This is a genomic window from Gammaproteobacteria bacterium (assembly GCA_019911805.1).
Lineage (GTDB): Bacteria > Pseudomonadota > Gammaproteobacteria > Thiohalobacterales > Thiohalobacteraceae > JAHJQQ01.
On sequence record JAIOJV010000004.1, the window covers coordinates 20,473 to 35,510 of the forward strand.

General features: G+C 60.7%; 13 protein-coding genes. 3 read left to right on the plus strand and 10 right to left on the minus strand.

Translation table 11 applies throughout. The annotated features are described in order from the left end of the window. Positions 1-20 precede the first annotated feature (20 nt). The 8 genes from K8I04_00175 to K8I04_00210 form a co-directional block, all read right to left on the minus strand. On the minus strand, positions 21-761 hold the full coding sequence (locus tag K8I04_00175; GenBank protein MBZ0070136.1) for a peptidoglycan-binding protein: 741 nt from the start codon (positions 759-761) through the stop codon (positions 21-23). Next, positions 758-907: a hypothetical protein gene (locus tag K8I04_00180; protein ID MBZ0070137.1), complete on the minus strand. Its 150-nt coding sequence runs from the start codon at positions 905-907 to the stop codon at positions 758-760. The genes K8I04_00175 and K8I04_00180 overlap by 4 nt, the downstream gene beginning before the upstream one ends. Positions 908-987: 80 nt before the next feature. After that, entirely contained in the window at positions 988-1,464 is a 477-nt protein-coding gene (locus tag K8I04_00185; GenBank protein ID MBZ0070138.1) for a hypothetical protein, read from the minus strand. Positions 1,465-1,466: 2 nt separating this feature from the next. Further along, positions 1,467-4,565: a CusA/CzcA family heavy metal efflux RND transporter gene (locus K8I04_00190; GenBank protein ID MBZ0070139.1), complete on the minus strand. Its 3,099-nt coding sequence runs from the start codon at positions 4,563-4,565 to the stop codon at positions 1,467-1,469. Between the two features lie 12 nt (positions 4,566-4,577). Continuing rightward, positions 4,578-5,750, minus strand: coding sequence for an efflux RND transporter periplasmic adaptor subunit (locus K8I04_00195; protein ID MBZ0070140.1), 1,173 nt, complete (start codon positions 5,748-5,750; stop codon positions 4,578-4,580). A gap of 40 nt (positions 5,751-5,790) precedes the next feature. Next, positions 5,791-7,077, minus strand: coding sequence for a TolC family protein (locus tag K8I04_00200; protein MBZ0070141.1), 1,287 nt, complete (start codon positions 7,075-7,077; stop codon positions 5,791-5,793). An 81-nt stretch (positions 7,078-7,158) separates the two neighbouring features. Next, positions 7,159-7,563 (minus strand): hypothetical protein, encoded by a 405-nt coding sequence (locus K8I04_00205; GenBank protein MBZ0070142.1) that lies wholly within the window; start codon positions 7,561-7,563, stop codon positions 7,159-7,161. Positions 7,564-7,628: 65 nt separating this feature from the next. Continuing rightward, positions 7,629-8,405 (minus strand): SOS response-associated peptidase family protein, encoded by a 777-nt coding sequence (locus tag K8I04_00210; GenBank protein ID MBZ0070143.1) that lies wholly within the window; start codon positions 8,403-8,405, stop codon positions 7,629-7,631. A gap of 420 nt (positions 8,406-8,825) precedes the next feature. Here K8I04_00210 and K8I04_00215 point away from each other — a divergent pair, with 420 nt between their 5' ends. The 3 genes from K8I04_00215 to K8I04_00225 are packed head-to-tail and all read left to right on the plus strand — an operon-like array spanning position 8,826 to position 10,118. Further along, entirely contained in the window at positions 8,826-9,152 is a 327-nt protein-coding gene (locus tag K8I04_00215; protein MBZ0070144.1) for a hypothetical protein, read from the plus strand. Positions 9,153-9,181: 29 nt separating this feature from the next. Further along, positions 9,182-9,448, plus strand: coding sequence for a hypothetical protein (locus K8I04_00220; protein MBZ0070145.1), 267 nt, complete (start codon positions 9,182-9,184; stop codon positions 9,446-9,448). Between the two features lie 16 nt (positions 9,449-9,464). After that, complete coding sequence (locus K8I04_00225; protein ID MBZ0070146.1) at positions 9,465-10,118, plus strand: flagellar transcriptional regulator FlhC; 654 nt, start codon at positions 9,465-9,467, stop codon at positions 10,116-10,118. A gap of 119 nt (positions 10,119-10,237) precedes the next feature. Here the strand turns inward: K8I04_00225 and K8I04_00230 are convergent, their stop codons facing one another. Further along, on the minus strand, positions 10,238-13,711 hold the full coding sequence (locus K8I04_00230) for an AAA family ATPase (GenBank protein ID MBZ0070147.1): 3,474 nt from the start codon (positions 13,709-13,711) through the stop codon (positions 10,238-10,240). Then, complete coding sequence (locus K8I04_00235) at positions 13,711-14,985, minus strand: DNA repair exonuclease (GenBank protein ID MBZ0070148.1); 1,275 nt, start codon at positions 14,983-14,985, stop codon at positions 13,711-13,713. Before K8I04_00235 ends, K8I04_00230 begins: the two co-directional genes overlap by 1 nt. Positions 14,986-15,038 lie beyond the last annotated feature (53 nt).

Sequence of the window (15,038 nt, forward strand, 5' to 3'; positions counted from 1 at the left end):
ACTTGATCTCCAAGTTAACGTTATGCGTCTCCCAGTCCAGCGGAAACAAAGGTAAACAGCACGAAGCCCCCGACCATGGCGAGCACGGAGCTTTGCACATCGTCCGCGCTTTCGTGCGCCTCGCCGATCATGTCTTCCACTGCGGCGACAGTCAGCAGACCGGCGACGAACACCAGTCCGCCCATTTGGATGGCTTCGCTCTGGTTGCGCAGCAGATAGTAGGCACCCACCGCCGCCGCCAGCACGGGTAGGACGAACGACGCCGACAGCAGAACCCGCCGAATGCGAGGCACATCTTTGTCGCGCATATTCGCGACCACCGCGAACCCCTCAGGCACATCGGCAAGCAGTTGCCCCACCGCAAGAATTAACGCGAGGCCCGTACCGACGCTGGCACCGACCCCGATCATCAGACCATCGCTGAACAGATCCACCACAACGGCAACATAGATCATCCACATGCGAGTCCGATCTGCGTTGCCAGAACCGGATGCCTGTATGCGCTCCACCAGCCGCTGGACACCTAGATAAGCACTACCGCCGATTCCGAACAAAATGCCGACCATCCAACTCGAAGTGTTTTGCAGCGCCCGCGGCAGCAACTCAACCGCGACGATGGCCAATACGATACCTGCGGCGGCGTGCAGGGCACGATTCAGGTTGATCTTGGATGGTCGCCGAAATTCTGCCAGCATGCCGCCCGCAAAGTTGCCCAATGCGGGCAGCAGGGCGAAGCCGATCACGGTCAGGAGCTCGTTCAACGGTTGCGTTCCTTACGGGTGTCCATCCACTTGCAGATCACCGGCTGCAGTCTAAGCTCAGCACACTTGCGCACCGCTTCGCCGATACTCATGCCCTTTTCGCGCTGCTCGCTCATGCCCTTGGCGTCGATACCGACAGATTGCAATAACCCGCCTCTCCCAGCGCCCGCACCAAATTGGCGACTCGATTGTGATGGATGAATGCCTTGATCTCTTTCATGCTTGCTTATCCTCTTGGTTGCGCTTCGCGATGGTTTGTTGGCTCATGTATGGGCGCATTATGATGAAGTACACGCAACGTGCTCCCCGGCGGCGGTTCCACCTCCAGCTTCACGTGGAAGACGGTGATGCGTGACTTGATGCTTCTCCGCCGGTAATCAAGGCTCGCCTCCCACAGCGCAGTGCCATCCCGGTCGATGAGGCTCACATCGATATGACCCGGGATCGGCCCACGCCCAGGCCATCGACGACTGAATTCGCCGCGGATCTCCATGTCGGGACCCCGTTGTTCCACCGTCACCCGCCGGACCGTCGCCAAGGGCGACGGGCCGGATTCCACTGTCACCGTCCGGTCGTGGACCAGATCCCTCCCCTGCGTGGCACAGCCGTTCACCAAAACGGCCGCGATCAGGATCATCAGGAAGCCATGCATAGGTCGAATGGCGTTCGCAGCAGACAACCCTTTGGGAATGGCATGGTTCATGGTCATTGCCCTCCGGTTCTCTCCCGGCGTGTCTCCATCCACTCATAGATGACCGGCAGCAATACCAGGGTGAGCAGCGTCGAAGTGATCAATCCACCGACCACCACCGACGCCAATGGCCGTTGGGTTTCGGCACCGACCCCGGACGATAGCAGCATGGGAATCAGACCCAGAATGGCGACGCTGGCGGTCATCATCACCGGCCGCAGCCGCAGTTCGCAGCCCTTGCGCACCGCGTCGCCGACCGTGAGCCCCTTCTCGCGCTGCTCGTTGATGAAACTCACCAGCACGATACCGTTCAACATGGCGACACCAAATACCGCGATGAAACCGATGGCCGAGGGCACCGACAGGTACTGGCCGCTGATGAACAGGGCCACCAGGCCACCGATCGTCGCGAAGGGCACGTTGGCGATGATCAGCGTGGCGTACTTGATGGAGTTGAACGCCGTATACAAGAGCACGAAGATGAAGAAGATGGTCAAGGGCACGATGATCGACAGCCGCTTGAGCGCACGTTGCTGATTTTCGAACGCCCCGCCCCACTCGATCCAGTAGCCGGGTGGCAGTTGCACCTGCTCGGCGATGGCCTCGTTGGCGCCCTGGACGAAGCCGTCCACATCGCGACCGCGCACGTCCATCTGGATCACGGCGTAACGCTGCAGCTGCTCGCGGCGCACGAAGGAGTAGCCCTCCGCCGTGGTCACCTCTGCCACCTTGCCGAGCGGCACGATGGCGCCGCTGGCCGTGCGCAGCGGGATGTCGCGGATGGCCTGCACCGAGGCCTTGGAGGCATCCTGGATGCGCGCCGTGATGTCGAAACGCTTCACCCCGTCGATCAGGGTGGAGACCGGCTGGTTGCCGATACCCGTTCTCACCACGGTCAGTACGTCGTCGGCATTGAGTCCGTAACGGGCCAGCGCCTCGCGGTCGACCTGGATACGGATCTGCGGTTTGCCGATATTGGCCTCCAGTGACAGATCGGCGACGCCGGGCACCTGCGCTAGCGCGTTCTTGATCTGCGCACTCAGCCGGTCGAGTTCACCCAGGTCCTCGCCATACAGCTTGGCGGCCAGGGTGGCGCGTACGCCGGAGATCAGTTCCTCGACGCGCATCTGGATCGGCTGGGTGAAGGCGATCACCGCCGTGGGCACGGTCTGCTCCAGTTCCTCACGCATGGCCTCGGCCAGTTCCTCGACCGAACGCTCGCGCTGGTCCTTGGGCTTGAGACCGGTGTAGATCTCCATGTAGTTGACGTCCGCGGTCTCACCCTTTTCGGCGCGGCCGATCATGGCAATGGTGGTCTCCACCTCCGGGAACTCGCCCAACGCCGTCTCGATCTTCTTGGAGATCTCGATGGACTGGTCCAGCGACGTGGACGGAATGGAGGTCACCCGCCACATGATGGAACCCTCCTGCAACTGCGGCATGAATTCCTTGCCCAGCAGCGGGAACAGCGCCAGGCTGCCGACCAACAGTACGATTGCCGAGATCACCACTGTCTTTTTGTTGGCCAGCGACCAGGCGAGCAGCGGCAGGTAACCGCGCTTGATCCAGCGCACCAGCAGGGTGTCCCGTTCCTCCTTGGGCTTGAGGATGAGCGCCGCCAGTACCGGAATCAGCGTCAGGGTCAGCAGCAGTGAACCCGCCATGGCGAAGCTGATGTTGAAGGCCATGGGCTTGAACAGCTTGCCTTCCAGCCCCTGCAGGCTGAACAGCGGCAGGAACACCACGATGATGATGAGGATGGCGAAGGCAATGGGGTTGGCCACCTCACGCGCGGCGGTCAGCACCGCCGCGGTGCGGTTGACCGGCTCGCCCTTCTCGCGCCACTCGGCCATGATGCGGAAGGCGTTCTCGGTCATCACCACCGCACCGTCCACCATCATGCCGATGCCGATGGCGAGCCCCGCCAGCGACATCAGGTTGGCCGACAAGCCGGCCTCGCCCATGAAGATGAAGGCGATGAGCATGGCCATGGGCAGGGCCGCGATCACCACCAACGCCGAGCGCAGCTCGCCGAGGAACAGGAACAGCACGATGGCCACCAGGATGGAACCCTCGATCAGCGCGTTGGTGGCCGTGGCGACGGCCTCCTCCACCAGCTCGGTGCGTTCGTATACCGGCTTGATGGCCACCCCCTCGGGCAACGCCGATGCGGCGATGCCCACCTTCTGCTTCACGGCGTCGACCACATCGGCCGCATTGGTGCCGATGCGCGACAGCGCCATGCCCAGCACCACTTCCTTGCCATCGCGGGTCACGGCGCCGAAGCGCAGGCTGGGTGCCTGCTCGATGGTCGCCACGTCGCGCAGGTACACCGGCGTACCGTCGACCGCCTTGAGCATGATGTTGCCGATGTCGCGCTCACCGGACACCAGCCCGAGTCCGCGCACCAGGTACTGCTCGGGCCCCAGGTTGACGTACTGACCGCCTACCTGGCGGTTGTTGGCCTCGATGACGGCCATCACATCCTTGTAGCCGAGGCCGTACTTGATCAGGCGCAGCGGGTCGATCACCACCTGGTACTGGCGCTCCTGGCCGCCCCAGGACATGACATCGTCGACGCCGGGCGCGGTGCGCACGATCAGGCGTACGGTCCAGTCCTGAATGGTGCGCAGATCCATGTCGGTGAGACCGCCCTGCAGTTTCTCGTCGGCCCGCTCCACGGTGTACCAGAACACCTGGCCGAGACCGGACGAATTCGGCCCCATCTCCGGTGTGCCGTAACCTTCGGGAATACGATCCCCCACCTCCTGCAACCGCTCCATCACCAGCCGGCGGGCGAAGTAGATGTCCATGTCGTCTTCGAAATAGATCGACACGTAGGACAGGCCGAACAGGCTCACGGAACGAATCTCCGTCACCCCGGGCAGACCGGCCATGCCGGACTCCACCGGGAAGGTCAGCAGTTGCTCCACATCCTCCGCCGCCAGGCCCGGGGACTCGGTATAGATATTCACCTGGACCGGCGTGACATCGGGAAAGGCATCGATGGGCACAGTAGTCACCGCCCGCCAGCCGAGAAAACCGATCACCAGGAAGGCGATGATCACCAGAAATTTATAGCGTAAAGACGCTTCGACAAGTGCATTCAACATGGTCTGCGTCTCCTAGTGGCCGTGGCCTTCGCCCATCTGTGATTTGAGGGCCAGCGACTTGAGCAGGAAGGCGCCTTGCGTGACGATCTCATCACCGTCGGCAAGTCCTGCCCTGATCTCGGTCCAGCCGCCGCGGGTGACACCGGTCTCCACCGGCTGCGGATGCAGCTCGTCCCCCTCCAGCTTGAATACCGTGGGCGCACCCTGCATCAGCAGTACCGCAGCCTCGGGCACGGCGAGTCGCACCGCGGTCGTCGCGGTCTCCAGCGCCACGTCGACGTATTCGCCGGGGTGCAGCTCATCGTCCCGGTTAGCCACCTCGATGCGTACGCCCTGGGTGCGGGTGTTTTCATCGAGGCGGTGGTGCAGCTGCACCACCTTGCCGTCGAGCCAGTGCTCGCCGTCGCGACTCACGCGAGCGGAGGTGCCGACGGTCACGCCGCCGGCCTGCTCCGGGCGCAGCTGCGCCTCCACCCACAGCGAGGACTCGTCGCTCACCTCGAACAGCACACGCCCCGGCTCGACCACCTCGCCAATCACGAAGTCGTCACGGACTACGGTGCCGGCCTGCGGACTCAACAGGTCGAACGCGCCGGTGGCGCGGGCGGCATCGCCGTCAGCCAGCAGCCGCGCGATCTGTGCCTCGGTCATGCCATAGGCCTGCACCGTGGCGTAGGCCTGCTGGCGCGCCACCTGGGCGGCGACATAGCGCTTGTCGGAAACCACCTTGCGGCCGAGTTCATGCACCCGGCTCCATTCACGGTCGGTCTCAATGAGGGCGCCCTGGGCTTCGGCCATCGCCACACTGGAGAGTGTAACCAGTGGTTGGCCGTCCGTGACCGTGTCACCCAGACGCGCATGGCGACCCACAAGCTGTGCAGCAATGCGCGGCGTCACCTGGGCCGAGGCATAGGCATTCATGCGCACCTCACCCGGTGCCGTGACCGCCTCGGCGAGCGCGCGCGGCGCGACCCGTGCGGTGCGGATGCCCTGCGCCTCGCGCTCGGCCGCCGTCATCTTCAAAGCGCCCTCCTCTTCGTGGCCACCTTCCTCGGCGGGCGTGACCGACGTGGCACCCGCGGTGTTTTCATCGTGGCCCTGTTCGGCCAATACAGCGTGGACCGGCAAAACCGGGCCCACGAGCGCGAGGCATAACAACAATGCCCGTGTTACAGATGTCTTCATGATTTGAATCTCCGGAAATCGTGTTTGGTAAGCACCAGGGTCAACGCGCATCAGACTGACCGAGCCAGGTGTCGGCCTGCCCGCTGGCCACCAGCCAGTCGGCCCAGGCCGTCCACAAGCGACCCTGGACGTCCAGGGCATCGCTGCGGGTGTCGAGGGTTTGATTGAGCTGCACCAGGTAATCGGCGGTACTCATCTCGCCGGCCCGCCAGATGCGTTCGAGCAGTTCCACCTGACTGCCGAGGCTGGCCTGGCCGGTCTGCAGCCACGCCTGCCAGGCGCCGCGGCTCAGGCGATAGCGGTCGGCGGCGGACAGCAGCTGTGCCCGTGCACGGCGATAGTTATCCTGTAGGGACTGTTCGGCCTGGGTCAGCTCGGCCCCGGCGGCCTGCACCTCGGCGCGAAAGCTGTTACGCACGTACAAGGGAATACTCAGGGTCAGGCCGACGGCCCCGTAGTCATCGTCGTTACCGTTACGAAACGTGCGTTCCTGCCCGGCGCGCACGCCGATTGTCGGATCAGCCCGGCGCTCACGGTTGCGTAAGGTGACGGTGGACCGAGCGGCGCTGACACGGCCCTGCTCGACGCGCAATGCCGGCAGATTCCTGAGCAACGCATCCGCGTCGACCGTTTGCAGTGCGGGCAAATCAGCCGGCAACAGCGGCCACTCTCGACGCGGCTCGCCGGTGATGGCAGCCAGGCCCTGTTCGGCCTCGGCCAGATCCGAGGCCGTTTGGGAGAGTTGGAGTGTGGCCTGCGTGTGCGCGAGCCGCGCCAGGTCCAGTTCGACCTGGTTCAGATCACCGGCCTGGCGGCGTTTTTCCGCCAGATCGAGAAAGCGTTGCATCAGCTCCAGGCGTTGCTGCGCCAAGTCCTGAAGATCAGCGGCGGTGTGATAGCGGCCCAATGCCCCGAGCAGTTCCCCGGCCAGCTGCTGACGCACCGCCGCATACTCGGCCCGCACCCGGTCGAGCTCGGCGCCGGCCACCTCGGTACGCGCACCACGCTTGTCCGCCCAATCGATGGCCTGGCTCAGGCCCAGGGTGCCGGTACGGGTCTCGGCCTGTTCGGCATCCAGTCCCAGCTCTGGGTTGTAGAGCGGCTGGTCAGCACCCCGGACCCGGGCCTCGGCGGCCTCCACCGCGGCGCGCGCGGCCTGTACACCGGGATTCTGGTCCAGGGTCTCGCCAATCAGCTGCCGCAGCGCCGGAGTGGCTGGTTTGGTAATGGGATTGTCTTGCGCCGTGGCGGCGCCGACGGCGGCAAATAACAGGAGGGTGCTCAGTAGCCGGAGCAGTACCGGCCACTGCATTCGCAATGTAACCATGAATTCCAAGTCTCCATACGACAGATCAAGGCCACGCCACTACGCCTACGCAGCGCGCGGTATTACCAGGTCGAGGCAGACTCAGATATTGGGAGGTGGAAGAGGTGGTTCTGTGTCGCGGGAGTAGTGCGCGGTCAGCCACAAGGTGTGCGTGGCGGAGGCACAGTACTGGAATGCAGTAACAGCCCCAGGGGGAAAGCCGACGTAATGCGCACTGCCGTGGCAGCAGTGATCACAGGTGCCGTTCTTCACGCCATCATGACCGAGACCACCGTCATCAGACGGACCGCCCGGCCCATCGATCGAGGATATGGATATCTTTGCAGCATCATGCGCAATGCCGATCTCATCCATGTCCGCGGCCCAGGCGAGGTTGGCGAACAGGATGAAAAATATCAGTGCTTTGGCAACGATCTTATGCATGGCGGCGAGTTTATTCAAATTATCCTTGTTACGCAACCAGTTATAATGGCCCTGCTCAGGCATTAACCCTAAAGAGACCTATCGCGACCGAGGAAGTTCCACACGGACCGTTGGTCTCTCAACGAATTTTAACGCCCATTCAAATCCTCAAGCCGCTGCAGGAACTCCTCACGATCGATCTCGCCGCGCGCGTAGCGTTCACGGAGAATTTCGACGGCTAATTTTCCGGCCGGGACCGGGCTCGGCCCTTGCTGCCCAACCGGAGCCGTCGTGGCCTGCGGGTCCGCCGCGTGCTTCTCCAGATAGGCTGTGAGCGTACGCAGCTCATCGCCGGTCGGCGCCTTGATGTTCATCGGGCTGTTGCTTTTGCTCATCCATTGCATGCGCATGTTCATGCGCGCCACGGTCGCCGGCCAGCCGGATGCGCTGTGCTGCTTCGGGTTGGGCAGGCCGTGACACTGGGTACAGTATTGCGTGAGGAGCTGCGCCCCGGCGACATCCGGTTCCGGCAACTGCGCCGGGCCGAGCGCAGGCGGCATGGCGCCACCCATCATGCCGCCGCAGCGGCCTTCCCAGCTTCCGCCACACGTGCCTTGCGCCAATTTCTGACTGGATGGCGTCGGTGACGATGATGATGCAGGACTCGATGATCTCCTTCCCAGTGTTCCTACAGGCCAGCGAAGGCGAAGAGATCCGTATCCTTTAACCGCGCCGCATAGAGCTGGCGGCCTCGGTCGGTCGGTTTCCACTGGAAAAAAACCGCTGGCAGACACGAGGCATCGCCGCTGCCGGAAGGCCGTGCGGTAGGCAGGCTTGGTGGCCACGGATTCGGCACGTGCGTTGATCATGCTGCATTTCGTCTTCTCCTCCTTGGCCAAGTGTGGGATCAGGCCCCAGTGCAGCATGACCAGCTCCCGCCTCGCCTTCGCGTATCGCGGCGATGCCCTGCGAGGGGGCGATGTTAAAGCGCGCAGCCAGCAGTGGCATCTGCTTCAGAGCGAATTGCTCACGCAGGCGTTCGCGGGGTGTATCGAGGTAGAAGCGGCCGCACATGAATCAGACGCTAGGACCAGTCGACCGAGCGATGCCAACACCAGACGACATACTTCTACAATATACATCATGTATACAATATAACACATTGTTATTTCGTTGTTTAACTCTCCAAGAATCAGGCCCAACACCACCATTCCCTTCCATGCCCTAACACAGTCCGTCTCCCGATAATGCCTCGAAAGCGGCGCTTCTGCCGCCGCCTTTCCTTCTTTTTGTTTAGCAACAGCGACTTAACATAGCGCCACGCATCAGCACTTGGGAGCACAGGCGTGACCGAACCCCTCTCTGCAACACACCAATACCTGCTCCCGCACTACGGGCCGTTGTTGACATTCAAGCACTTAGCCGAGGTGATGTACCTCAGCCCGAATGGGGTACGCATGGCCATAGCGCGCAAACGCCAGCCGCTGGCCGTGGCGCTGGGTCAGGCGCGGCGGCAGCTGGGTCGAAGGGTCTATTTCGAGGCGCGTGTAGTGGCCGAGGCCATCGACCACTGCAGGACGATCCCTACCGAGTTCCCGCTGGATAACAACAGATTGGCGGATCGTGCCGATAAGGACTTGACCACGCACGAAAAATTTCATGGGGGGATATAACGATGACATACGATTTCTCACAGATAAACATGCAGTACCTGATTCACGCTCGCGACCTGACCCGGCGGGATCCGCAGTTGGCCGCCACGCTGACGGGGCTCGCCGATGACTTCGCTTACATGCTGGCCGATCTGACGCCGTACGAGTTGGCGCAGGTCACTCAGATCAAACTGCCGTTGTTGATCCCGCGCCAGGAGACCTGGTGGTGGTCGCGGCTGTTCGCCGCCGTGCGCGAGGGACGCGCGGAAGAGATCGCGACTATCATGGAACACGCCACCCTGATCACGGTGCGGTGAGAGGGAGGGCAAGCACATGAAGCCTGAATCTGATTCAGCGTTGTTTCTCTCCAGCCTCTGTCCTTTCGCCAAGGCTGACCGCGCGGTCTGCACGGTGGAGCTGTGTGGCTATGCCACGCGCATCCAGGAATCCGCGCAACTCATCCAGCTCGGTGCCCGGGCGGGACTGGTCGCGCAATTAACCGGCCTGGAAAAGACCACGGTCAACCGCCTGTATCGGCAGTTGCACGGCGAACCTTCGCCGCCGGGACAGATGCCGTTCACCGACACCTGGTACCGCGCGCATGATCGCCGCATGTTGCAGGCGACCCTAGTGTGGCGACTGCAGCATCGTCTGTTACAAACCGGACGCAGCGCAGCACGCGCCCTGATCGATGCCTATGAAGCCTATGAGCGACTGATCGGCGAGCCACTGTTCGATCTAACCCGCGTCGTGCATGTACCGCGCCTAGTCAATATGGAGACTTGGCACGAGCGGGCCTGCCAGGACTGCGGGACGTCCTTCCTCTCGCCCGTGGACTGTACTAAACCTATTTGTCCCGGCTGTCGGCTTTACCACCGGCATCGCTGCCGTGATTGTGGTTTCCAGTTACCACTCCAATCCCGGGGCCGCCGGCTCGAGACCTGTCCCCAGTGTGGCTTCAATAAACATCGGGGGAGACAGCGCTGACTGTGCTAAGGCCGTCCACTACTGCCACGGCCTCCAACCATAGAGTCGCGAAGACTGCGTGAACAGGCACGAAATGCAGATATTTAGAGATAATCTCTGAAGCGGGCTCAAATCTGCTGTTAATTGATGGAAAGCTCATGTACCCGAACCTCGGGACAAACAGTTCGTGCGATGTCGCAAAGATGTCGGTGGTGAGTGAGGTAGATGACCTGTCCCACTTTCGCCATCTCTGCCAGCAGCTTGAAAGCCTCTTCCGCCCGGAAATCGTCGAAGGTTTCCATGATATCGTCCGCTATGAAAGGAACAGGCTGCCGCGACTCAGCGAATTCCCGGTAGCCAGCAACTCGAAGTGCCAAATACAATTGAAAACGCGTCCCTTTCGACAATTCCGACGCGATCTTGGAGCTGTCATTGGCACCAACTACGACGAGAACTTCGCTATCCTTGTCAGGCTGAGTCGTCAGTCCCTTGTATGCATCGCGGCTGATTGTCCTGAAAGCTTCAGAGGCGCGAGTCATCATGGAGCTTCGATGCTGATCGCGATAAATACGCAGCGCCTGCTCTGCTGCCACAACACCCAGCCTCAAGCGTAGATAGCGCTCTGCTCCATCCTCAATCTCAAGCAGCGTTGTCCGGCGCCTTTCATCAATTTTTGCAACCGCGTCGTCTCCCCCGACGGCTTCAAGGCGATCTGATGCTTTACTGCGCTCACTGAACAACTCGTGCGAGTGCTTGTCTTGATCTTCAAAGCGCCCCTCTAACTGCGCAATCTCGGTCTCAACCACATCCCGATCCAGGTTGTCGATGACTTCCTCAGCCATATCGATAGACGCCACACCAAGGGCATCCAGTATGTCGCGCTCCGCAGTTGTCGCCTGATTCTGAAGCTCGTGCCTCCTTTCGAGGTCACGCAACTTCGTATCGACCTCGCTGAGGGAGTCGACCTTGAAGTGGTCAATCATCTCCGCCTTGCGACGATCATGGATCTCCTTTGTTTCCGAGATGCTCTGCTTTCGTGTTTCCGCATCCTTCAGGCGCTTCAAGGCGACTTCCCGAGCTGCCTCAGCTGCCCTCGCTTTCTCCACCGCCTTAGTAATTTGGACAGCCAAGTCGAGAGGCGGTACCGTAACATCCATTTCGAGCGCCTTCGCCAGCTCCTCAACGTCGGTCGAAAAGCGTCGTTGATCACATTCCATCTTTTGAATGCGATCAGCCAGGCTGGCCCGCTTTTCGATCAACGGACCAAGATCATCCAGCGCCTTCAATACCTCCCGGATTACCGGGACGGTCGGGATCGAACCATCCTCACCGAGCCAACAATTCGTACACAGTCTAGTCCAGCTTTCGTCCCAAGCCTGTTCCGTGTCCTTGGCCCTCTTCACTCTACGTTCGCGAGCGCCCACATCCCGTTTACGCTCGGTCACCTCAGACCGCAGAGCCCTAAGTTCTGTTTCTCGGTCGCTCACCGTTTGCAGGAGGGATATGAGCGTGTCGGCACTCGCATCGGCTTCAATATTGATACTGGCTGCACTGGCTGCGTCGATCAGCTTGCGTCGGATCTTTTCTCCATCCTGTTCCGCTTCACGTACGTCGTGATCTGCCTTTTTCACGGCAGCGAGCAACTCCAATGCTGTATTCCTCCTCTCCAACCACGTTTCGAGCTTCGGTAAGCTCCAGTTCTCCGGTAATGCGGGTGCCATTGAGCGAATTGCCGTAGCAATCTCTCCCTGAATGCCTTCCAGCTCCATGGATGCAGCATTGCGGCCGTCGCGTGCCGCACCGAGATCCGCATTCACCGAGGCGAGTAGTTTGCTGACCTGGTTGAGATTTGCCACCTCTGCGGCGTTGCCGATCCGACTGTTGGTGACGATGTCATCGTGCCGGAGGGACACTTCGAAAGCCTCGGCTGACGCCGTATCAAGTGTACGTTTGTGGCCGGCCCAAGCATCTTCTCGCGCGGATCGTATGTTTGCCGCCTCCCGGTCACTTACGACACCGGTCACTTGGCCAGCCGCCGCGATTTCCGCCGTCAGCCGACGCTGATCGGCCAAAAGTCTTTCGATCTCGTCTTCGTGACGTTCGACGCACTTATCAGCCTCCGCGACTGAACTCTTCCACCGCTCGATGTCGTCGGCGTAAGGCGCGGAAATGTCATGCAACTCATTTGCCTCACCCGTCCATGGGCTAAGCGTATGCATATGCTCAGCCAGCTTGTCGAGTTGCTCCAGACGCGAGCGTCCAGCGAGGCGGTGACGTGTAGCGTGGTCATCAGCCCGGGCCAGCGACAAAACAGAGGCCAGCTGCGAGACGGCAGTTGCGTTCTCTGATTGTGTATCGCCACCCGCTTCCTTCAATTTCGTCTGCGCCTCTACAAGGCGCCGTCGCGCTTCTGTCAGTTCCTCCTCCGCCGTCTCCATCCCAGCCTCAATGCCGGACCGCTCCTCCATCAGCTCACGAAGGGAGCCTGTCGTCGAGGCCCCAAGAAGTAAGCTGCCCGGGTCTGTGTCCGGATCACACTCCATTCGCGCGAGAATTCCCGAAATAGCGAGATCCGCATCGCGTTGTTCGAGACTTCGTTCCGGAACATCTTTGTCGGCTGTCACGTACCGCGCACGAAGGTCCGCCAGTAGAGCGACCCGTTCTGCGAAATCCAAGACCCGGTCATCGACAACAATCTCATCAAGTTCCGCGGAAATATTCCTGATCTCCGACTCGATCCCGTTCGTCCTCGTCGTGAGTTCAATTTCCTCCTTCTGTAGCGTAGGGAAATCTTCGACCCACCCAATCGGCGCATCCGGAATCTCTGCAAGCGGCTTGATGCGTTCCCTGAGCCCCCTTAGCGCGACGAGCCTCGGCAGCACTCCCAATTGGCGCCGAAGCACTTCTAATCTGGATTGGATTCGACCGCGCTCCGCAATTGCTTCATCATATTGCGTAGCAGTGAGGTCACGCGTCTCGAGCAGCCTTACATATTCGGACGCGATCGTATCAATGCGCTCGCGTTCATTTTTCAGATCTGCGAGCCTCGCCTTCAACTCCGATAACTCGCCACCGCGGGCCCGAAACTTATAGAAGCTATCCGCCTCTGCCCTCAAATCAACAAGCTTCCGACTAAGTTCCGAGAGCCCGGCGCTCGCAGAAAACAGGAGCTGGCCGAGATCACCCTTGCTCTCAAGAATGCTCTCGCCACCTGCTTCAAGCGATGCATCGTCCAGCGAGAACATCGTCGTGTAGGACGCTCTGTCAATGCCGCCAAGACCCCCCTGGATAATGCCGTCGGAGATCGGCTTGTCCCCGCCGTCCAGAAGACTATTTTGCGCTCGCTTTATTCGGACGAACTCGCGAGATGTGCCACTGATTTCCAGTTCTCCGCCAATTCGCATCGTCGAATAGGGATGAATAAAACCGTACCGACTCCGGGTCTCGATGCCAAACAACAGGTCGAGAAATGCCGCAAGCGTGGTCGATTTCCCCGCTTCATTCGGACCGTAGATGATGTGCAGATCAGGCCCGTCCCCCTTCCGCTCACCAAAGGAGACAGAGTAGTCCGTGAAAATGCCGTAGCGCGTAAGGTCCAACCGAATGATACGCATCAGACTTCGCCTCTGCCAGGACCGGCATGAAGGCGCGCAATGACGTCATCAGCCCCCTCGGTAACCAGAGAAGCCACCGATTCATGGAACGTGCTCTCGTCAGAACCCAGGAAGGCTCGACACTCAGGTGGCAATTGCGTGGCCAGCTCCTCCGCAATTCCGATAGCCTCCTGTCGAAAGCTGTCGGACTGCCCAACATTCAACGCAATCATGCGGCGCAACTCCATAACCGGATCATCGCCCGGGGTATCTGCATGGCTCGAAACGTGACAATCAGCCTCCAACTTCTCGACCCAGCAGCCACCGATGACCATGGCACGATCATCTGCCTCGGCCTTGAGGAGGTCGAGATCACGACGGATACGCCATGCGAGCGGTGTCCTGCCAGTAACATGCAGGCGGGTGACAATATGATCAGCCGACGCAGCATCTCGCGCCTGCCGGAGCGACGTGGAAAGCGCCGTTGCCAGATCGCGCCAATCATCGATACCGGTCGCATCCACCGATACGCGCTCGAATTGCGCGATACTGGTGTTACGCTCCTCGACACTGATCGAGCCATCATCAGCCACCGTGACCAGTGAGACGGATTTGGGCCCTGCTTCATTGATGTCTCGCCCCTGCGGGTTGCCTGGCATCACGATGGTGCAGCCGCCGTCTGTGACCGACCGTTTATGTATGTGACCGAGCGCCCAGTACCTAAACCCGGTCACCTGAAGATCGGCGATACTGCAGGGCGCATAGAGATCGTGCCCTGGTGAGCCCGCCAGGCTCGTGTGCATCATGCCGATATTCACCGCGCCTTCGACAGGCGGCTTGTACTTGGAGACCAGACTTTCCGGCGCGTGCGGCTTCGCAAAGCTCAACCCATGTATCACGACTGGAAAATCGCTCTTGCCCCGATCAACCGCGACCGCCTCGGCGCGCCCGCCAAACACCTTCACCGAATCCGGAAGAACGAGTTCCTGCGTGATCTTGGATAGAGCATCGTGATTTCCGCGTATGATGAAGACGCGGATACCGCTGTCATGCAGCCTCCGGACTTGAGCCGCTAAAAACCGAGCCGTCTTCATGGAAGTCTGTTCACCATCATAAAGGTCGCCTGCCAGCAGAAGTGCATCAACCTGCTCATCCAGACAAAGATCTATGATGTTTACGAACGCCTGACGCGTGGCATTTCCAATCAACTCTGCAAGTTCAGAATGCCGCAATGCCAATGACCGGAGTGGGGAGTCCAGATGAATGTCTGCGGTGTGAACAAATCGAAAATTCATATCTATCCCTATTATTCAATCGTTGAACCCTAGCATATCGTTGGTGTTTAGGC

What these genes read in the sequence shown, in the direction of transcription:
- K8I04_00185 (MBZ0070138.1), bottom strand. Translation starts at nt 1,464, where the DNA reads ATGAACCATGCCATTCCCAAAGGGTTGTCTGCTGCGAACGCCATTCGA.
- K8I04_00190 (MBZ0070139.1), bottom strand. Translation starts at nt 4,565, where the DNA reads ATGTTGAATGCACTTGTCGAAGCGTCTTTACGCTATAAATTTCTGGTG.
- K8I04_00195 (MBZ0070140.1), bottom strand. Translation starts at nt 5,750, where the DNA reads ATGAAGACATCTGTAACACGGGCATTGTTGTTATGCCTCGCGCTCGTG.
- K8I04_00200 (MBZ0070141.1), bottom strand. Translation starts at nt 7,077, where the DNA reads ATGGTTACATTGCGAATGCAGTGGCCGGTACTGCTCCGGCTACTGAGC.
- K8I04_00205 (MBZ0070142.1), bottom strand. Translation starts at nt 7,563, where the DNA reads ATGCCTGAGCAGGGCCATTATAACTGGTTGCGTAACAAGGATAATTTG.
- K8I04_00210 (MBZ0070143.1), bottom strand. Translation starts at nt 8,405, where the DNA reads ATGCTGCACTGGGGCCTGATCCCACACTTGGCCAAGGAGGAGAAGACG.
- K8I04_00220 (MBZ0070145.1), top strand. Translation starts at nt 9,182, where the DNA reads ATGCAGTACCTGATTCACGCTCGCGACCTGACCCGGCGGGATCCGCAG.
- K8I04_00225 (MBZ0070146.1), top strand. Translation starts at nt 9,465, where the DNA reads ATGAAGCCTGAATCTGATTCAGCGTTGTTTCTCTCCAGCCTCTGTCCT.
- K8I04_00230 (MBZ0070147.1), bottom strand. Translation starts at nt 13,711, where the DNA reads ATGCGTATCATTCGGTTGGACCTTACGCGCTACGGCATTTTCACGGAC.
- K8I04_00235 (MBZ0070148.1), bottom strand. Translation starts at nt 14,985, where the DNA reads ATGAATTTTCGATTTGTTCACACCGCAGACATTCATCTGGACTCCCCA.